Origin of the sequence: Pedobacter sp. BG31 (assembly GCF_042464845.1) — a bacterium.
In the GTDB taxonomy this organism is placed as follows: domain Bacteria; phylum Bacteroidota; class Bacteroidia; order Sphingobacteriales; family Sphingobacteriaceae; genus Pedobacter; species Pedobacter suwonensis.
In genome coordinates this window covers 55,180-75,078 of sequence record NZ_JBHNZK010000020.1, presented here as the reverse complement: position 1 = coordinate 75,078, position 19,899 = coordinate 55,180, and the positions used below count along the sequence as shown (strand labels likewise).

Sequence of the window (19,899 nt, the reverse complement as noted above, 5' to 3'; positions counted from 1 at the left end):
CAAATGCTGAGCAAGCTCAAGGATACCTAGTTTGTTCTTAATGATCTTTGCTTGTGTAGTCATAATACTAATCTCTGTTACGTTGTTTAATTTATTGTAACTGTCAGATTAAGTTTTGACTAATTCACTTAAACCAGGTTCAATAACGCAGTTCAAAGCGCTATCCATTTGGCTGCGCTACAGTCGAGCTGAGGATTTTTTTTAGATCTGTCCATGGTCCGGTATCACAATATCTTTGGGATTAATTGTAACCCGATGTTTTAATAAAAAAACCACCTATAATTTCCGCTATAGATGGTTGGCTTGAATTAAAACTAAATTATTTGGTTAGCGCTATTGTCTTATCCTGTTCTGCTTCTATCAGTTGGCTATAAAACTTCCAGTCGATACTGGGGTTTTTCATGGCTGCAACTGATATCGTTTTCATTTTATCATTCTGATTTGCAGTATACATTTTCTTTAAATCCCTCAAGGTTGTTTTCATTCCGCGCAGAATTGCAAAAAACCTGCGATCATAGAAAACGATGCTATTTTTGTTTCTTTTGCTAGACCTATATTCATCATTGGAAGCATCGCTATAGGCTTTCTGGAGTTTATCAAGAACTTTTAGTCTTTCGCTGATATTTTTCAATGACTCTTCGGACAGCTCCATATCCTTAATGCCAATAATTTCTTTTTGATCAGTTAAAACCGTAACACCGTCGATTTCTATTTCGTTTTTACCATCTCTGGAAAACAAATAAACCGAAGCCGGTAAATTATTGATATCAACCGAATCCAGTTTTATTAAATTTTTATTGAAGTTTGTACGGGCAGAAGATAATAAGTCGGCAGAAAGCGGTTTAACAATTTGGGCTTTAGCACTGGTTATTAAGGTTGATAACACTATGATTTTTAGAGCGTTGTTCATGAAAACAAAGATACTCTTAATTATTTTTTAAAGTTTACTTAACAAAAATTGAGCCTTTGATATTTATCAACAAAGTGCTTTTAAATGGCCGTTAAGCATTTTTTAGATTGCAAAAAAAATGCAAATATCAATTAAATGTGTATTATTTATACTGCTTTTTATAGAATTTTTGCAAGCATAGCGATGCGCTTACCTTGATTTTTGATTCGATCTTTGAAACCATAACACTTCAGCTCCAGCGACACTAATCACGTATCGAGCAGGTTAATTAACATGAAATATTGCTGACTATTAAGTTCGTAGTAAAAGATTATTCGCCACGTTTTTTGCGGTAGTTTTTGTAGAGCTTAACGGCAATCATTATCGCCATCGCTACGCCCATAATGCCGATTAAGCCATAAATCCAGTTAATAGCATTTTTAAGAATCACCACAAATACAATGGCAATCATAAAAATGGTGGCCAGTTCACGCCACAACCTTAATTGGAAACTGGTTAGCCTGTATTGATTGTTTTTAAGCTGTTTAACGATGTTTTGGCAAATAAAATGATAGACAAGCAGGCCGATCACGAAGCCAAGCTTAACCCACATCCAATCGGTTTGAAGCAGGCCTGAATTTAAAGTTAACATCGATGCCCCAGCCAAAACAGAAATAATCATGGCTGGAGTAGCAATGATTTTCCATAAAGTAGCTTCCATTTTAACAAACTGTTTCCGGAGGATACTTTTTTCCGGCTCGGGTTTATCGTTTGCTTCTGTATGGTAGATAAAAAGACTTAGAATATAAAAGAGCCCAGCCATCCAGCTGATCACAAATACGATGTGTACAGCTTTGAAATACTGGTAATAAGGCAATAAGGTTTCTATCATTTATGTGTCCGAATGAATTATACCTTTATTTAAAATAAATCAGAATGAGTACCCAACCTAATCAAGATAATCTCATTTTCTTCTGTTATTTCAAACCAGATAATCAGCAAATCAGGTTTAATATGAGCCTCCCAGTTACCTTTGTAATTCCCGGTAAGTTTGTGGGGAATATATTTTTTTTCCAGACCAACCGCACCACCAACTTTCAATTCTTCCAAAAAACGCTCAATCAAGTCGAAATTTTTAGATGCTCTTTTGATTATTTTCTTTGCATCCTTTTTGAATTGATTAGTTGCCTTTAGCGTAAACATTATAAAGAACCGAGAAATGATTTGATATCTTTAATAGGTTCACTAATGCCAATTCCTTTATGCGCATCTTCGATAGTTTTCCGGGTAAGTTCATTTGGAATCCTAACTTTTTCAGTATTTTTTTCATGAATAGTTACGCCAAGTTCTTTCAATAAGCTTTTCACTAATGAACTTTTATTTTCAGGAATATCGATAATTAATGTTTCCATACTCAAATATAATCAATTTTTGATGGGGCTACAAATTCTCCTGTAGCGACTTAGAGGTTAATACCTAAACTCCTTTACAACGTCAATTGCATATTTTACGTTATCGAAAGGAATATCAGGCATAATACCATGACCTAAGTTAAAAATAAAACCTTCCGTACCGCGCATGCGCTCGAACAGTTTATGGATCTGCGCCTTAATTACTGATTTATCAGCATACAATATATGTGGATCCAAATTCCCCTGAACGGCAATGCCTGCTGGTAAAGCATTTTTAATATTCAATAAATCAGCATTCCAGTCAACCGAAATTACATCTGGTTTAGCTTCGGCCATAATCGGAGCAAAAACCGAACTTCCTTTACAGAAAGAAATTACCGGAATATCTTGTCTGTTCAAATTGGCAATAATTTCCTGAATATATCGATGCGAAAACTCCTGATAATCGTTCCATGATAAAGCCAGTGCCCAGCTATCAAAAATCTGAACGGCATTAACACCGGCTGCAATCTGAAGATTCAGGTAATCGGCCGTTACTTTAGCAATTTTAGCCAAAAGTTTATGTGCCAGTTCTGGTTGGTTATGGATAAATAGTTTGGTTAATTTAAAATCTTTGGAAGAACCTCCCTCAATTAAATAACTCATTACCGTAAAAGGTGCACCGGCAAATCCGATTAAAGGAATATTTCCAGCTAAACGTTGTTGGATTACCTTAATTGCATCGGCAACATACTGCAGTTTATCTAAACAATCAATATTTAGGTTTTCAACGTCCTGGGCCGTCCGAACAGGATTTGCAAACTTAGGACCAACACCTTGAGTGAAACTTAAATCGCCACCCATTGCCTCTCCGGTTACCAAAATATCAGAGAATAAAATAGCTGCATCGATATCCAATAAATCAACAGGTAACATTGTTACATCTGCTGCAATTTCGGGGGTTTTACACATCTCCAAAAAAGAGTATTTGTTTTTAATTTCCCAATATTGTGGCATAAAACGACCTGCCTGACGCATCATCCATACTGGTGGGCGCTCGGTTTGTTTTGAAAATGCTGCGTCTAAAAATAAATTATTCTTCATGATTTGTATTTGGTATCTCACTTATCGTCACCCTGAATGCATTTCAGGGCCTAACCTATAAGAGATGCTGAACTGAATTCAGCATGACGATATGCTAAGGGACGAAAGTCTAAAATTAATTTTGCAAAGGTATAAATAAAAAAAAAACGAAGTACCTTTTTATCCCTAAACCGGTGCTTCGTTATTCAAAATGACAATATTAGTATTATAACTTACCTATTTCTTTTTCAATTTTAACAATAATATCCTTCGAACGTTGGGTTTCAGCAAGTTCTTTAGCCTTTTTGGTATAGGCTTCCGCTCTTTCCCGATCTTTTTTGCGCAATGCGAGATTAGCCAGGTGAATCAGTACATACGATTTTTCATTCTTACCTCCTACCGGAAAACGGCTTGCCAGTTGAAAGTGATATTCGGCCTTATCAAAGTTTTCTTCCTTCAACGCCATATTGCCCTGCATAAATTCGTAGTAACCCCTGCGGCTTTTGGCCAAACGCTCAGGTTGTGTAACCTCGGCAAGCAAGGCTTTGGCCTTCCCAAAATCATTGTTTTTGAAATGTTTCGAAGCCATTAAAACCGAACCATGTTTAAAATGGCTCCAGATTACAAAACACATCAATAATGCCGAAAGCGCTGCCAACTGGTATTGATGGTAAAAAACACAAACCAATCCGGCAAGCAGGAAAATGGCCATTAAAGCATATCTGCCCTTATTATTGTACATTAATGACTATCGGTAAATTTGTAACCTACGCCACGAATGGAATGGAAATAAACCGGATTTTTTTGATCTGGCTCGAAATATTTACGGAACGTTAAAATAAAGTTGTCGATTGTTCGGGTTGATGGATAAACGTCATAATTCCAAACCGTTTCTAAAATCTGCTCTCTCGAAACCGCATCGTTTTTACGTTCAATCAGCAATTTCAACAGCATGGTTTCTTTTTTGGTTAATGGTGTAATGGTACCATCATCATGTTTCAGCTCAAAAGAGTTAAAATAAATGGTTTTATCACCAATTTTGTAAGAATTCAATTCTTTTAGATCGTCAGATTTTAAACTGCGTTTAACCAGAATACCAACACGGAGAATCAATTCTTCTAAGTTGAATGGTTTAACCAAATAATCATCAGCGCCTTTTTTCAAACCTAAAACACGGTCTTCAGAAGTGTTCTTCGCAGTTAAAAACATGATTGGAACTTCTGCATTCTCTAAACGTATGGTTTCACAAACCTGAAAACCATCCATTTCAGGTAACATTACATCTAAAACAATTAGATTAAAGCGTTCTTCTTTAAAAACTTTAAGAGCGGTTTTGCCATCTTTAACGGCGTGAACTTTATAACCCTCCAGTTCGAGGTTTAATTTGATAGCATCTAACAAGTGATCCTCGTCCTCTACCAATAGAATTCTTAATTTTTGTGACATAATTGAGATTAACTAACTAAATGTTACTTCAAAAATACTTCCATGAGGCTGATTGTCTTTTACTGTAATATCTGCATCATGGTATTGTAAAACCTCTTTCACAATAAACAAGCCTAAACCTGTTCCTTTCGCTTTTCTGACATTCTCGTTACCAACGCGGTAAAACTTATCAAATATCAACATTTTTTCGGCATCTGAAATACCCGGCCCTTTATCAATTACGCTAAACTGAATATGTCCATCCACTTTGTTTAAATGCACATTTATCTCATCGCAGGGACTTGAATATTTAACTGCATTTTCAATTAAATTGGTAACAACAGACGATAAGGCAAATTTGTCACCCATAAGCTGCAAATTTGGCTGAATATGGGCATTGATCAATTGTTCATTGCCACAGGAATGAACCTGAAGCCGATCAGTAATTTTATAAACCAGCTCTGAAAAATTAAACTCCTCTTTAGGAAAGGTATAAGATCGGTTTTCAATTTTAGTAGCCAGTAACATATTCTCGACCAGATCATCCAGGCGCTCGATGTCTTTTAACGAGTTATTTAACAGTGAAATTTGACGCGCTTTGTCCAAATCTCTTTTAACAATGGTTTGGATAGAAAGTTTTATAGCTGCTAATGGAGATTTTAACTCATGCGTAATCGACATTAAAAAATTTTGCTGTTGCTCGCGTAATTTATCCTCACGTTTTAACGATTGATGTAGAAAATAGCCACCGAAACCAAGCAAAAATAAAAATACCGAACCCTCCCCCATAATCATCGTCATGCGGCTGGGTTGCAAACGCACCACCAAGGTACCCCACGAAATGAGTTGAACCAATGCATAAAGCAATAATGCGTAAAATATAATTATAGATTTCTTCATTCCCTTGGGTTGATTATATGGGTGATTTGATTACACCGATTAATTCTCTCCTTGGTTCGTGTCCACACAAACCATAGCTCAATATTGTATAAGGGGTTAAGAACTATTTCTTAAACACCAAATCCAATGCTTCAAAAATGGCTCTTTTCGCTTTCTCCAATTCAATCTTGGTATGAGCTGAAGATACAAAACCAACTTCATACCCCGATGGACCTAAATAAATTCCTCTATTGAGCAACTCGCGGTGCATTACTTTAAACTTCTCCATGCTGCCGGCATCAATATCATCAGCCGACTGGATTTTATCCTTATCGGTAAAGGCAAACCAGAAGATAGAGCCAATGGTAAACACTTTAAACTTATAGTTACGTGCAGTTGCAAAACGCTGAATGCTCGCTACAAATTCCTGTGCTTTATTGTTTAAATCTTTATAAAAACCAGATTTATTTAGCTCGGTTAAAGTAGCAATTCCCGCTGCCATGGCCACCGGATTACCTGATAAGGTTCCGGCCTGGTAAACGCCCCCATCAGGAGAAATGTGCGCCATGATTTCGGCACGGGCACCATACATACCAACAGGCAACCCACCGCCAATAATTTTACCATAGGTAACAATATCCGGTGTTATGCCGTAATGCGATGCTGCACCTTCAAAACCAACCCTAAATCCGGTAATTACTTCGTCAAAAATTAAAAGTGAACCATTATCGGTACAGATTTTACGCAAGAAATGAATGTATTCTTTATCCTGCATAATTAAACCGTTGTTGGCAGGAATACCTTCTATAATTACGGCGGCAATCTGATCTTTAAACTGGGTAAATGCCTGCTCAATCGCCGCCTGATCATTTAATGGGACTACAATGGTTTCTTCGGCAAAAGACTTAGGCACCCCTGCAGAAGAAGTTTCGCCAAAAGTAACCAGGCCTGAACCTGCTTTAACCAAAAGCGAATCGCTATGCCCGTGGTAGCAGCCCTCAAACTTTAAAATCTTATCCCGATTGGTAAATCCGCGTGCCAAACGAATGGCTGACATTACGGCTTCGGTACCCGAACTGGTAAAACGGATTTTCTCTACAAAACGGTTGTTTTTAATAATCAATTCTGCCAGTTCATTTTCCAGGGCTGTTGGTGCGCCAAAGCTCATGCCATTCTGCATCACTTCGGCAACTTTTTCGCGGATTTTAGGATTGTTGTGTCCTAAAATTAGTGGACCCCAGCTACCGCAGAAATCGATAAACTGATTACCATCGGCATCCCAGATATAACAGCCATCACCTTTTTCGATAAAAAGTGGCGTACCATAAACTGATTTAAAAGCCCTTACAGGCGAATTTACACCACCAGGGAAATACGTTTTCGATTTTTCATACAATTCAGCAGATTTTGCCCTCGAAATATCAGGTTTACTGCCTGTATTTACCGGAATATCGGCTTCATTGCCTGCAAACATTTTCTTTAATGAATCTAACATCTTTTTAAGGTTGAAAGGTTAGAAGGTAGAGGGTGGAAGGCTTAGGGCGCCTGAACCCTAAATCCTTGAAAATCTCTATCCCATACCATGAATTATTAGGGTTAAAGACTAAAAGGCAGAAATTGAAAGATTTTGGACACATAAACCCTCAACCTTAAAACCTTCTGCCATCTACCTTAAAGCCAGTTGTTATTTAAAATATCTTTAATATGGTAAGTAGTAATAATACTTGCGCCTGCTCTGGCAAAGGCATGCATGGTTTCCATTACCACTTTTTGTTCATCGATCCAACCGCGCTCGGCTGCTGCTTTTACCATCGAATATTCACCAGATACGTTGTAAACTGCAATCGGCAAATTGGTATCCTGTTTTAGCCGTTGAATGATGTCAAGATAGGCCAGGCCCGGTTTTACCATTAAAACATCAGCCCCCTCCTGCTCGTCTAAAGCCGCCTCTCGTAAAGCCTCTAACGGATTTCTGAAATCCATCTGATAAGCTTTTCTATCCCCTTTGCCAGGTGCGCAATCAGCAGCCTCTCTGAAAGGGCCATAATAGGCTGAAGCAAATTTTGTAGCGTGGCTCATAATAGCTGCATTTACAAAACCGTTTTCATCCAAAAGATTACGCATGGCTTCAATCCTACCGTCCATCATATCAGATGGCGCAAACATATCTGCACCTGCTTCAGCATGGGTTAATGCCATTTTTGCGATTACTTCAACTGTTTTATCGTTTTGAACGTAATCATTTTCTAAAATACCGCAGTGACCGTGGGTGGTATAAGAACATACGCACACATCAGTAATCACATATAAATTATCGGCGAATTGTTTTTTTAATTCGCGTACCGCTACCGGCACTAAGGAATGATCGTGGTAAGCCGATTTGGCATCTGCTGATTTTTCATCACCAACACCAAAAAGCATGATTTTATTGAGCCCCTTTTTCATTCCGGCTTCCACATCTTTTACCAGCGTATCAACAGAATAATGGTTTACACCAGGCATGGCATCAATGGCGTGGGTAACATTGCTGCCCGGCACCACAAAATAAGGGTACACAAACATATCCTTTGATAACCGTGTTTCGGCTACCATCTCTCTCACTAACGGGTTTTTCCGTAATCTTCGCGGACGATTTAACATTTCTTTATCTATGTATTTAGTATCAAGTATTTAGTATCGAGTATCAAGATTGAAGTATCGGGTATCAAGATTACAGTATCGGGTATCAAGACTTAATTATCTTAAACCCTAAACCTTCCTGCCCTCTACCTCATCTCTATTCCAAACACCGCTTCTGCCAATCCAATTTCATCCGGAGAATATGGCAAAGCATATTTAACGCCCATTTCATCAAATTTCTTACCGGTAGAGTTTCCTATGGCAATTACCTGCTGACCTGGTTCCAATAAATTGTTTGCAAAATAGGCATCCACATTTGATGGACTGGTAAAAATAAGCACATCAGCATAACTCCGATCTATATCTTCTTCTATTACTGTTTCATAAATAGGCAGATCGATTACTTTAGCATCAGCAGGTAGCGACTTTTGAATAGATTGCAAAGAATCCTGTGCCCTAGGAAACAATATCTGCTGACCGGCAACCAGTTTTGCAAAATCTTCCGCAACCTCTGTAATATCACCACTCTCACCAACAAAATCAGCAATATGCCCAAATTTACGTAAGGCGTCTTCCGAACCTCTGCCAACAACACCAAATTTGGTTTTCTTTGGCAATACCGGTTTCAGGTTGAAGAAATATTCAACACTATTGCGGCTGCTGAAGAAAACCCAATCTACGTGCTTCAAAATAAACTGATCTAAAACAGTTACGATCGGGAAGGTACGGATTAGTGAGCGTCCCTCAATTTCGATATCGTTATTCTCTAACGCTCTACGGAAATAACTGTGTTCGCCGATTTCGCGCGAAATAAAAACCTTTGCTGGTTTCTTTCTGTCTTTATTAAACTTTTCAACAATTTTTTCAGCCAGGCCTTCGGTGCTTTCTGCACGTAAAAACAAGCGTTCGGGAAAATGGTCGGCAGTTTCGGCTTTTGAAGTCCAGATTTCGAATTTTCCGTTTTCCTTTTTGCAATAACAGCCTAACGGCATATGGCAACCACCTTCAAAAAGGTTTAACACCTTACGTTCAACCGTTACGGTTTCAGCTGTTTCGGGATCATGTAATTTTTGAAGTATTTCAAAAAGTTCGGTATCATTTTCCCTGATTTGAATAGCCAAAGCACCTTGGGCAGGTGCAGGGATAAACTCAGTAGTTTCCAGTTCCTCTACATGTAGATCGGTCACATCAAGATTTAAACGTTTAACACCAGCTTTGGCAATCAAAATCGCATCATAATCTTCATCGCGCAGCTTTTGTATCCGGGTAGGTACATTTCCGCGTAAATCTTCAATTTCCAAATCAGGTCGAAGACCTAATAATTGTGCTTTGCGACGATTAGATGAAGTACCCACCATTGCCCCTTTTTTTAGCGACAACTTTTGTGTAACATCAACGCAGTCTTTTAAAATCAAAAGATATTCACTTGCTTCTTCACGTGGTGGTAAAGCAGCAATGGTCAATCCGGCAGGATGTGTAGTTGGTAAATCTTTAAGGCAATGTACAGCAAGGTCAATTGTTCCACCCAAAAGCTCTTCTTCCAGTTCTTTGGTAAAAAAACCTTTGCCTTCCAGTTTATCTAATCTTAAGTTCAGGATTTTATCTCCCTGAGTTTTAATGATTTTGATTTCTGCATCAATTCCGATGGCTGCTAACTCATCTTTGATATGATTTGCCTGCCATAAAGCCAGATCGCTACCGCGTGTTCCAATGGTTAATTTCTTCACTATTAAGATTAAATGAATTACAAATTTAATTTAAATAGTGGTTTATACCATGAATTGTTTAAAAATGAGACAGTGAGGTTACAGAAAGGAGAATTTAAAGGATTTCTATGACATTTGGCTATTATCTGTTGTCATTCTGAGCGCAGCGAAGAATCTACCTACAAAGATGTTTACTTTTCATAAAAAAGATCCGTCATTTCATTCAGGATGACACAAAAAAAAGGATCCCATATTATCTATTGTCATTCTGAGCACAACGAAGAATCTACCTACAAAGATGTTTACTTTCCATAAAAAAGATCCTTCATTTCATTCAGGATGACACAAAAAGAATATGAATATGAATAAATTAAGGCTGGTTTACCAGAATTTCTTTGGCCATGACCATCGGCACGCTGATGTATTTTTTCTCCATGTAGTTCATAACACGTTCTAAAACTTCACGCGAGGCTTCATCCATCTGACTGATTTCGTCAGCAAAAACGCCATTTATAGCTGTGTTTTTGATTTCTTTAATCTTTCTTGGCACTTCCTGCATCGCCAGTTCAATCCGACGTTGTTTTAAAACAGAGAAAAACTCGGTAATGTTATTGCTGATAATTTCTTCGGCATGCACCAGTTCGTTATAACGTTCCTGAATATTTTTGCGTGCCACCTCCTTCAACGATTCCACTTCGATATAATGCACAGGATTATTATGGATCACTGAAGGCAGAACATCATTCGGAATAGCCAAATCTACAATCACTTTTTTGCCCTGATCGCCATTTAACAGTTTAGCATATATCGCCTCGGTGATAATTGCTTCGGTAGAACCCGTACAGGTGATGATCACATCAAACCCTTCATTAAAATCTTCAAGTGCCGCTAACGGGTAAGCTTTACCCCCTAGCTCTTCAGCCAAAACTTCGGCTTTAGAGAACGTACGGTTGAAAATGGAGAAATTGGAGTATTTATGTTTGTTAAGATATTTTGCAATATTCTGATTGGTTTCGCCGGCGCCGATAATTAAGATACGTGAGTTGCCGCACATGTTCAACTCTTTTAACTTGCGGTAAGCCAATGAAACAACAGAAACCGGATTTTTAGAGATATTGGTATGCGTATAAACTTCTTTCGCCGTTTTAACTACACGATCCATAATCATGCGCATATAATCGCCGGTAAATCCGGCATCGCGGCAACTTTCGTAAGCTTTACGGATTTGGGCAAGGATTTCCTTTTCGCCAACCACCAAACTCTCTAAAGAACATGATGTTCTAAGCAAATGGTTAAAAGCTTCCTCGTTTTCGTATACAGTAACATTATCCAGAAAACGCTCCATAAATTCAGGAGGCAGCCCCATGTCTAAAACAGTGAGAAATTTAGTTACAAATTCCTTGTCGGTTTTCTCTTTGGTCAGGAAAACAAATTCTACACGGTTACAGGTTCCGACATAAAAAATTTCGCTAACGGGAAGCTCTGCTTGAACATTCTTCAACCTGCTATCTAAACTCTGGTCACAAATAACTAATTTCCCTAAAGATTTCAGGTCAATGTGGTGATGCGTAAAAGCTATTACTTTTAAATATTCCAAGTGCTTCCGTTATTAATATTATCGGGATACAAAAGTAACATGGTGAAGGCATGTGACTGTCATTAACCTGTAATTTACATCAATTTAGAACGGTTTTAAATAGCAAACCTAAAGATTTAAACCCTATACCGATCCATTATGAAGAGACCAATTTATAAATTTTTCCTTTGGATTTATGCACTTTTCTACATTCTGGCAGGATGCAACCACCTTTTATCCACTGAGGTATATTACGTAATCATGCCAAAATGGTTGCCTGCACCTGGCTTTTTAATTTATTTTTCAGGAATATTAGAAATTATTTCAGGGCTGTTATTGTTGATTAATAAAACCAGGAAATTTGCCGCGCTACTCATTATAATGATGTTGATTGCCTTTTTGCCTGCACATATTTACATGATCCAACAGGCACCGTTTATGCTGGGTCAAATGTTAATTACGCCACTAATCGCGTGGCTTAGGTTACCACTTCAATTCTGGTTTATAGGCTGGGCAGGTTATTATTATAAAAGGACAGTTTAATGTTTTTTCTTTTTGGAAAAGCAAAACCTGCATTTTATTTTTGGGTTAGTCCCGCTCGTTACAATCTTTTTAAACTTCTGTCATTCTGAGGAACGAAGAATCTTTTCCATCGGTTGCAGATGCTTCGTGCCTCAGCATGACAGCACATCCAGGGCAATTGCAACAAAAAAGATTTTCACTACTATCGGGTTTAGGTAGCATGACCTCAGCTACTATTAATGGTTTTCTTGCGCTCGCCCTACAAATGCACTAACTAGTAATTGCTCAATAACACACAACAAAATGAAATTTTGTAGGTTTATATTTTATACCAATCCTTAAAATTATGATTACACAAAGCAATTTTAGCCTTAACGGTGCAGACGGAAAATTAATTATTGGCGACATTACTTTTGATGAAAAAAACCCTAATACCCCAATCGTACTTTTTGTACACGGCTTTAAAGGTTTTAAAGATTGGGGCGCGCATAACTTAGTTGCCAGGTATTTTGCCGGTAATGGTTACCGTTACGTCAAGTTTAATTTATCGCATAGCGGGGTTCCGGTTGATGCCCCAACAGATGTTAATGACCTGGAAGCTTTTGCCAGCAACACGGTATCGAAAGAACTCTTTGATATCAATGCAGTGTTGGATTTTATTGAGAAAGCTTATGGTAAAGACACAAAGGTGAACCTGATAGGACATAGCCGTGGCGGTGGATTATCAATTATAGAAGCAGCAAATGATTTGAGGATCAACAAACTGGTTACCTGGAGTGCTATTGCCGCTTTTGATAGTCTTTGGAAAAAAGAACAGGAGGCAGAATGGAAAAAAACAGGGAAGATCTTTGTAACCAACACCCGCACCAAAGAACAAATGCCACTAAATGTTACCTTATTAGAAGATCTGGAAGAAAATGCAGCGACATTAAATATTATCGATGCAGCAAAGCGCATCAACATCCCCTGGTTAATTATACATGGTGATGATGATGTTAATGTACCTTTCGAAATCGCCCAAACCTTGGCAGAAGCCAATCCGAAAAGCAGGTTGGTTAAAATTGAAGGCGCCAACCATGTTTATGGAGCAACACAACCTTATACCAGCGAAACTTTACCACCGCAATTATTTAAGGTTTGTGAAAAGGTGCTTACTTTCTTGCGAGAATAATCATAACTGTCATTCTGAGCATCGCGAAGAATCTTTAACTAAATAAGATCCTTCACTGTGTTCAGGATGACACCCGCTCTTAAGTTACTTATTTTTTAGAATGAGAAACAAATTTAACTATCCCCTCTCCTTACAAAATTACGCATATCGCTACCACTCGGGCTTTGGAAAATCTCTAAGTCGAAGTATGGTACCGCTGCCAGCAAGTGGTCAAAAATATCGGCAGCCACTTCTTCAAAACGCTTTAAGGCCTTTTCTTTAGAAAAAACATAAATTTCAATCGGCAGTCCATTTTCTGTGGCCTGCAACTGGCGCACCATAAAAGTAAGCTCCTTATTGATATAGGGATTGCTTTCCAGATATTTTTCTGCATACACCCTAAAAGTACCAATATTGGTCATGTGGCGACCGTTCACCAGATTGTTAGGATTTACTGTATTTTCTGCATTGTAACGTTCAATAAAAGCCTGGGTTTCCCGAAGGTAATCTTTAAGAAAATCGATGCTCTGCAACCTACTGATCAGTTCCTCATCGCAGAATTTAATACTCGAAATTTTAATATTAATATGCCGTTTAATCCGCCTGCCTTCACTTTCTTCCATCGCCCGCCAATTTTTAAACGATTCACTAACTATGGCATAACTAGGCACAATGGTTACGGTTTTATCCCAGTTGCGCACTTTAATGGTGGTTAAATTAATTTCGGTTACCTCGCCATCGGCACCATATTTTTCTACTGTGATCCAGTCGCCAACCCTCACCAGATCAATGGCACTCATTTGTACCGATGCTACAAAACCTAAGATAGGATCTCTGAAAACCAGGATAAAAACAGCTGTTACTGCGCCAAAACCACCGAAAACATATACCGGAGATTCGCCAAGAATAATCGAAAGGATAAGTACGAAACCAACAATGTAAAAAACAATTTTGGCTACCTGTTTGTAGCTCCTGATGGGTTTATCGGCATATTTTTTTGATGATTCCATGATAGAAACCACCGCATTCAAAAACGCATTTACAGCAAACATGACAGCCAAAACCATGTAGATTTTTGCCAGAATCAAAGCATAAAAATGCCAGTTTTTAAAATAGACAAAAAGGTATGGAACAACATTATAAATGATATAAGCGCCAAAAATTAAGGCAAAAGCCCTAAAAACACGGAATTCGAATAACGCTTTTTGCCAGTCTGACTTAGTTTTGGCACTTTTTACCACAACGATAAACACCTGTCTGGTTACCAAAATGGTCACAAACAAGAATAAAATAACGGCAACAAGTCCGATCAGAAAATAAGAATAAATGAGTTCGTTACCTGCAAGGCCTTTACCGGCCAGCCAGTTTTTAAGTTCATTAAAGAGGTATTGAAACTCCGGAATCTTCATCAAGGCAATTTAGGATTTATTGGTTAGAAAATTAAATGGTCTTGTCATTCTGATCCGATTGCTATCGGATGCAATGAAGAATCTTCTGTGAGAATATCGATGATGTTGAAAATATGTTAGTATTGATAAAGCTGCAGTAGTTATAACTCGGCAATACCAGTATTTGGATTCTTCGCTGCGCAAGATAACAGCATAGTAGTCTGTGAGGAAACAGACCACGGCTTACTTTGCCATTCCAGCAATAACAATTAAACCTTTTCTACCCAGTTGCCATCTCCTTTGATGATATCGATCAGTTCATCCAAAGCGTAAGCTGTGGTTACATTTTTCTTTACCACTTCTTTGCCACGATATAACGTAATCTTATCGGGTCCGGTGCCTACATAGCCATAATCGGCATCAGCCATTTCTCCGGGACCATTAACAATACAGCCCATGATGCCTATTTTTATTCCTTTTAAATGGTCGGTACGGGAACGGATCAATTGCGTGGTTTCCTGCAGATCGAAAAGCGTTCGTCCGCAGCTCGGGCAAGAGATGTACTCTGTTTTACTGATTCTTGTTCGGGTGGCCTGCAAAATACCGAAACTGGTTGAATTGATCAGTGAAAGATTTTGTCCTTCGGCATCAATCCAAACGCCATCGCCAAAACCATCAGTAAGCAGGGCACCAAGATCGGTAGCAGCATAAAGCATTAAATGATCGGCATCTACATCCTGGTAAGTTCTTTTTATAATTACCGGAACCTGAATATTTTTTTCCTGCAATTCAACAAAAAGGGCCCTTTGTTCAGCCATGCCGTGTGATGCAGAAGTGTTTAAAATCAGAACAACGTTAGATTGAAATGTTGAAATGTTGGCATGCTGGAATGTTCCTGCATCAACCTCAACAAAGTTTAACAGATCATCTTTATGATCAGCTTTGATAAATTCTTCCAAATTGAATAGCGGATGACAGTTGTTATTATCCTGAAGTTTTAGCCACGTTTGGTAATTATAAACCTGTTTTAAATTTCCCGGGAAAGAGAAAGATGGCAGATTATCTCCTAAATAAGCTAAATCGCAAGCCTGATCTGCCAGATTATATTTATCTAAACCTGCACTATAGTGATAACCAACCGAACTTAAAAAATAAGGATCTTTTAAATTTTCTTTCGAAACATCAATCATCACTACCGGATGGTGATGCCCGCCGATATGTTGTACAGGAGTAGTTATACGGCGGTTGTATTCGTAAGGACTATAAGTTGGGAGTTGGGCGTTGGGAGTTGGGAGTTTTTCAAGAGACTCCAAACGCTGAACTCCTAACTCCAAACTCCTTTTAACGTATCGGTCTGCCAGAGCTTTAGCTACCGGTGCTTCAAATTCAGGATCTTCGGTTAAAGAAACGCGGATGGTATCGCCTAAACCGTCTTCCAATAAAGTTCCGATACCAACGGCTGATTTAATTCGACCGTCTTCGCCGTCGCCAGCTTCTGTTACACCCAAATGCAAAGGATAATTCATCCCTTCTTTAGCCATAGTTTCTACCAGTAAACGATAGGCCTGAACCATAACCTGTGTATTGCTGGCTTTCATTGAAATCACCAGGTTATAATAATTCTGGTCTTCGCACATGCGGATAAACTCCATTGCCGATTCGACCATACCCCGTGGAGTATCGCCATAATGGCTCATAATCCGATCAGAAAGTGAACCATGGTTGGTACCAATGCGCATGGCGGTGCCGTATTCCTTACAGATTTTCACCAAAGGGATAAACTTTTTATAAATCCGGCTTAACTCCGCATTGTAAGCATCCTGCGTATATTCTATGTTTTCAAATTTCTTTTTATCTGCATAGTTGCCTGGGTTAACCCGTACTTTTTCTACAATACGGGCGGCCATTTCGGCAGCATTTGGTGTAAAATGGATATCGGCAATTAATGGAACATTATAACCGCGAAAACGCAGTTCTTTTTTAATATTGGCCAGATTTTCGGCTTCTTTAATGCTTGGTGCAGTAATACGCACATATTCACAGCCGGATTCTACCATGCGGATGGTCTGCTCTACCGTACCCAAAGTATCCATCGTATCGGTGGTCGTCATCGATTGGATCCGGATCGGATTGTGTCCACCCAATGCGATATCACCAATGTTTACCTCGCGGGTTAAGTACCTCGAATAAGCGGTTAAACTGTTGCAATATCCGCCAGCCAGATCATGTTTTGCCAATATATTTTCCATCTGTTTGCAAAGATAAGGATTGTTGGAATGTTTTAATATTGGAATGTTGTAATTAATCGACCCTTTGCTTCAGGACAACATTTAATTTTTTTCGAAAACTGAAAAGTAGTATCGCTTGATAAATGCATTGGGTTTAGCATGCTTGCAACACCCAGGTTTTTAAAAGGGACGGTAGCGGCATTCTCTGGCTGTCAGCCGGAGCGCAGTTGAATACCAGACAGAGATCCAGCGCACGTGCCGGGTAACTCAGATAGATGCACCAGTCTTGCCTTCGTGTAAGTATCAGAGCCTGTGTTTTAGATAGAAGAACTGGCATTCTCTTTTGAAGAGCAAGGTCAGTGATAATGGGTTAAGTTCGGTCCTGCTGTTTGTTGCAATCCTTTTGGAAGAAATATTTAATGAAACAAACCTGTCTAACCCAAAAGGGATTTCCACTCCCATCAGGTCTAATGATTTTGATGTCAGGTGAGCTTGGCATACTTGCACCGGCCCAGGTTTAATAAACGGGATGGAAGCGGCATCCTTTGGCCTGTTGACCTGGGGTAATGAGGGCGGGCCAAAGATATAGCGTACAGCCCGACTAACAATAACAACTGCATTAACCTTGCTTTTCTGATCAGATCAGCCTGTCTTTAATTACCAAAGTATTGGCTACAATATCATGCCAGCACTGGTGTTTTTTATTAAGGAAACTATATAGATAGCCAAAGAAAACAGGAATTACGGATAAAATTTTAGAAAAGTTCCTGGCAAAGGAAACACCAAAAGAAATCTGGCTACCTTCTAAATCGGTTACTTTAATGTTTAAAAGTTTTTTACCAATAGTTGCCTGGCTTTTAGCTGCTTCGGCAATGCTGCCGTAAACTAATTTGACTAAAAATATCAACGGAAAAGGAACTAAAAAAGCCATAATCCGCTGATCTTTCCCTTCTATAAAAATATAACTGGTTAAAATAATTAGGGTATAGATGCCGAAAATAATAAAATGATCAATCACCGAAGCCAATAATCTTTGATCAAAAGCAGCGAAATATTGAGGTGCAGTTTTTTGATAAGCAAAACCTAAAAGCTCACGCAATTCGGACATTGCGTGAGCTTCTTTATAATCGTCCATTCCAGGTTTACGTATAAAAGTATTCGCACTGATATTTAAATCTTTCAGTTCGTTTAAATCATACGGTCCTTGCGGCTTTCCATTAATTACAACTGTATATTGATCAGGATTCATGGGATTGGATCAGGATTGTTCGGTTTTAGGACTGTAAGTTCAGCATTTAAAAAGGTTAGATCGAATAAAGCCTTACACCCTCCACCTTAAAACCTTCTACCTTTCTAATATCTGCTTACTTCAAAGTTACTCAATCCACCATCTAAATTGATAAAGATTTTTTTGGTTGAGGTTTTATAGTTTGAAGTTTCGTAAACACCATCACTCAATTTTTCAAAACCATCGAAATCCTTAGCCGATAAGCCAGTTTTGGTTTTGATACGGCAACCAGAGCTTGCAGGCACATTGATTTTTACATCAGCCACACCAGACTTTACGATTACGTCTGTTATCGGTAATAAATCCCCGAATTTGATATCCAAAGCTGCTGCCCCGCCATCAAAGCGGAAAGTACGTACTTTATAATCGGCAAAATCAAAGTTGGCTTCACCAGCACCCAGTTTCATCAAAATATCCCAATTGGCTTCTTTGTTCAGTTTAAAATTAACATCATTACCCCCGTCGCCAAAATTCCATTTATTCTTTTTGTCATCCATCTGGAAAGTCAGTACGGTAGCACTATCGGTAAGTAATTTCTTTAAAGAAAAGTTACCATGTTTTTTCTTTACGTCAGCATTGATCAACTCATCGGTTTCACCATCCAGGTTAAATGATATACCACCTCCGGAAATATTTAATACTGTTTTTTTTGCATTGTCTGCCGCCACAAAAGGCTCAGATAAACTTAAATGGTTAAAAGATGTATCACTATTATTATCGTCATCATCATCGTTGTTATGTTCAATATTAATATCGACATCTTTCTTAAACTGACGTCCCCACCAACTGCCACGCTCAGGAACCTGTTGGCCTCTATAAAAAAGAAACGAAAGGGCCACGACTAAAACACCAATAGAAATGATGCTTCCTGTTTGCGAATTATTTTTATTAAACAGGATATTTAAACCTGCTATGATCAAAAATACCGGCCAAAAGCTCCAGACATTGCGCCAATAAAAAGTGATTACACCGAAGTTTTCGAGTAGGAGTACGCCGCCAATAAAAAGCAGGATGATACCCCACATTAATCTATCTAATTTCATTTCTTTAAGCTTGAGGGTTAGCGGATGTTGAATGATCGTCTGTTTTAACCGGTGATGCAGGTTCGTTTTCTACTATCGTTTCAGAAAAATCGGCTGTTTTTTGTTTTTCAGCTTCCTGTTGGTGCTGAAAAGCTGCCCAGTCATTTTTTCTTTTTGATTTGGCTATAATACTTATGCCCAACGCGATAAATATCAGCGGCCACATGTACCTGAATAAATTACGGATACTAAACCAATCAGGTATAAAATCCATTTCGCGCATCAGGAAAAAACAGCCAATTACCAGTAATACCAATCCGCCTATAGTACGGCCGGTATCATTAGATTTATTGAATTTACTAAAATCAGGCTGGGTTTCGAAAGGTGTTTTCGGCGTGCCGTCTACCGGTTGGTTCCAATTCTGGTTTGCCTGGCTATTGGGACCTGCAAAAGGGTCGGTTGTTCCAAACGGCTGTGAATTTGGGTTTTTATTACCAAAATAGTCATTAAATCTGGAAAACCTTGCTGCCGGATCATTGTTAACCGGAACAATAATCCACATGATGATATAGGCAATTAAGCCACCTCCTGCCATAAATATGGCCGATAATGCAAATAACAACCTGATTATGGTAACCTCAACCTGCATATAATCTGCAAGTCCCGAAGCTACACCGGCAATCATCTTATCGTGTTCGTTTCTAAAAAGCTTCTTTTCCATAATATTGTTCAT

The 19,899-nt window shown here is 38.6% G+C and carries 19 protein-coding genes; 2 read left to right on the top strand and 17 right to left on the bottom strand.

The genetic code is table 11. The features are described 5' to 3' along the window. Positions 1-319: 319 nt before the first annotated feature. From ACFE6N_RS19985 to hemA, 12 genes are all read right to left on the bottom strand, one after another. Entirely contained in the window at positions 320-910 is a 591-nt protein-coding gene (locus ACFE6N_RS19985; RefSeq protein WP_378939390.1) for a hypothetical protein, read from the bottom strand. A 310-nt stretch (positions 911-1,220) separates the two neighbouring features. Next, positions 1,221-1,781 (bottom strand): CopD family protein, encoded by a 561-nt coding sequence (locus ACFE6N_RS19980; RefSeq protein WP_378939388.1) that lies wholly within the window; start codon positions 1,779-1,781, stop codon positions 1,221-1,223. 29 nt (positions 1,782-1,810) lie between these two features. Next, a complete protein-coding gene (locus ACFE6N_RS19975; protein WP_378939386.1) occupies positions 1,811-2,092 on the bottom strand; it encodes a type II toxin-antitoxin system YafQ family toxin in 282 nt (93 codons plus the stop codon). Then, positions 2,092-2,301 carry a hypothetical protein gene (locus tag ACFE6N_RS19970; protein WP_378939384.1) on the bottom strand — a complete coding sequence of 70 codons (210 nt, stop codon included), beginning with the start codon at positions 2,299-2,301 and terminating at the stop codon, positions 2,092-2,094. Before ACFE6N_RS19970 ends, ACFE6N_RS19975 begins: the two co-directional genes overlap by 1 nt. Positions 2,302-2,358: 57 nt before the next feature. Next, a complete protein-coding gene (gene hemE / locus ACFE6N_RS19965; protein ID WP_378939382.1) occupies positions 2,359-3,384 on the bottom strand; it encodes a uroporphyrinogen decarboxylase in 1,026 nt (341 codons plus the stop codon). A gap of 205 nt (positions 3,385-3,589) precedes the next feature. Next, positions 3,590-4,105 carry a hypothetical protein gene (locus ACFE6N_RS19960; RefSeq protein WP_378939380.1) on the bottom strand — a complete coding sequence of 172 codons (516 nt, stop codon included), beginning with the start codon at positions 4,103-4,105 and terminating at the stop codon, positions 3,590-3,592. Further along, positions 4,105-4,809, bottom strand: a complete 705-nt coding sequence (locus ACFE6N_RS19955; protein WP_039477978.1) for a response regulator transcription factor — start codon at positions 4,807-4,809, stop codon at positions 4,105-4,107. The genes ACFE6N_RS19960 and ACFE6N_RS19955 overlap by 1 nt, the downstream gene beginning before the upstream one ends. Positions 4,810-4,821: 12 nt before the next feature. Further along, on the bottom strand, positions 4,822-5,688 hold the full coding sequence (locus tag ACFE6N_RS19950; RefSeq protein ID WP_090981597.1) for a sensor histidine kinase KdpD: 867 nt from the start codon (positions 5,686-5,688) through the stop codon (positions 4,822-4,824). 103 nt (positions 5,689-5,791) lie between these two features. Beyond that, positions 5,792-7,162 (bottom strand): glutamate-1-semialdehyde 2,1-aminomutase, encoded by a 1,371-nt coding sequence (hemL, locus tag ACFE6N_RS19945; RefSeq protein ID WP_378939377.1) that lies wholly within the window; start codon positions 7,160-7,162, stop codon positions 5,792-5,794. 176 nt (positions 7,163-7,338) lie between these two features. Next, positions 7,339-8,307 (bottom strand): porphobilinogen synthase, encoded by a 969-nt coding sequence (hemB, locus tag ACFE6N_RS19940; RefSeq protein ID WP_378939375.1) that lies wholly within the window; start codon positions 8,305-8,307, stop codon positions 7,339-7,341. Positions 8,308-8,432: 125 nt separating this feature from the next. After that, positions 8,433-10,013: a hydroxymethylbilane synthase gene (gene hemC / locus ACFE6N_RS19935; protein ID WP_378939373.1), complete on the bottom strand. Its 1,581-nt coding sequence runs from the start codon at positions 10,011-10,013 to the stop codon at positions 8,433-8,435. Between the two features lie 349 nt (positions 10,014-10,362). Then, on the bottom strand, positions 10,363-11,589 hold the full coding sequence (gene hemA, locus ACFE6N_RS19930) for a glutamyl-tRNA reductase (RefSeq protein WP_378939371.1): 1,227 nt from the start codon (positions 11,587-11,589) through the stop codon (positions 10,363-10,365). Between the two features lie 138 nt (positions 11,590-11,727). Here hemA and ACFE6N_RS19925 point away from each other — a divergent pair, with 138 nt between their 5' ends. Together ACFE6N_RS19925 and ACFE6N_RS19920 are read left to right on the top strand one after the other, a co-directional pair. Continuing rightward, positions 11,728-12,111: a DoxX family membrane protein gene (locus ACFE6N_RS19925; protein WP_378939369.1), complete on the top strand. Its 384-nt coding sequence runs from the start codon at positions 11,728-11,730 to the stop codon at positions 12,109-12,111. A 325-nt stretch (positions 12,112-12,436) separates the two neighbouring features. Continuing rightward, the gene (locus tag ACFE6N_RS19920) at positions 12,437-13,261 is read left to right on the top strand and encodes an alpha/beta hydrolase family protein (RefSeq protein ID WP_378939367.1); all 825 of its coding nucleotides are present in this window, start codon (positions 12,437-12,439) and stop codon (positions 13,259-13,261) included. Between the two features lie 113 nt (positions 13,262-13,374). Here the strand turns inward: ACFE6N_RS19920 and ACFE6N_RS19915 are convergent, their stop codons facing one another. The 5 genes from ACFE6N_RS19915 to ACFE6N_RS19895 all read right to left on the bottom strand — a co-directional run bounded on the left by ACFE6N_RS19915 (position 13,375) and on the right by ACFE6N_RS19895 (position 19,887). Continuing rightward, positions 13,375-14,649 carry a mechanosensitive ion channel family protein gene (locus ACFE6N_RS19915; RefSeq protein WP_378939365.1) on the bottom strand — a complete coding sequence of 425 codons (1,275 nt, stop codon included), beginning with the start codon at positions 14,647-14,649 and terminating at the stop codon, positions 13,375-13,377. A gap of 248 nt (positions 14,650-14,897) precedes the next feature. Next, complete coding sequence (ispG, locus tag ACFE6N_RS19910; protein ID WP_378939363.1) at positions 14,898-16,877, bottom strand: (E)-4-hydroxy-3-methylbut-2-enyl-diphosphate synthase; 1,980 nt, start codon at positions 16,875-16,877, stop codon at positions 14,898-14,900. 616 nt (positions 16,878-17,493) lie between these two features. Further along, positions 17,494-18,105: an RDD family protein gene (locus ACFE6N_RS19905; protein ID WP_378939361.1), complete on the bottom strand. Its 612-nt coding sequence runs from the start codon at positions 18,103-18,105 to the stop codon at positions 17,494-17,496. 104 nt (positions 18,106-18,209) lie between these two features. After that, on the bottom strand, positions 18,210-19,187 hold the full coding sequence (locus tag ACFE6N_RS19900; RefSeq protein ID WP_378939359.1) for a LiaF transmembrane domain-containing protein: 978 nt from the start codon (positions 19,185-19,187) through the stop codon (positions 18,210-18,212). Positions 19,188-19,191: 4 nt separating this feature from the next. Then, positions 19,192-19,887, bottom strand: coding sequence for a PspC domain-containing protein (locus tag ACFE6N_RS19895; RefSeq protein ID WP_378939357.1), 696 nt, complete (start codon positions 19,885-19,887; stop codon positions 19,192-19,194). Positions 19,888-19,899: the final 12 nt, after the last annotated feature.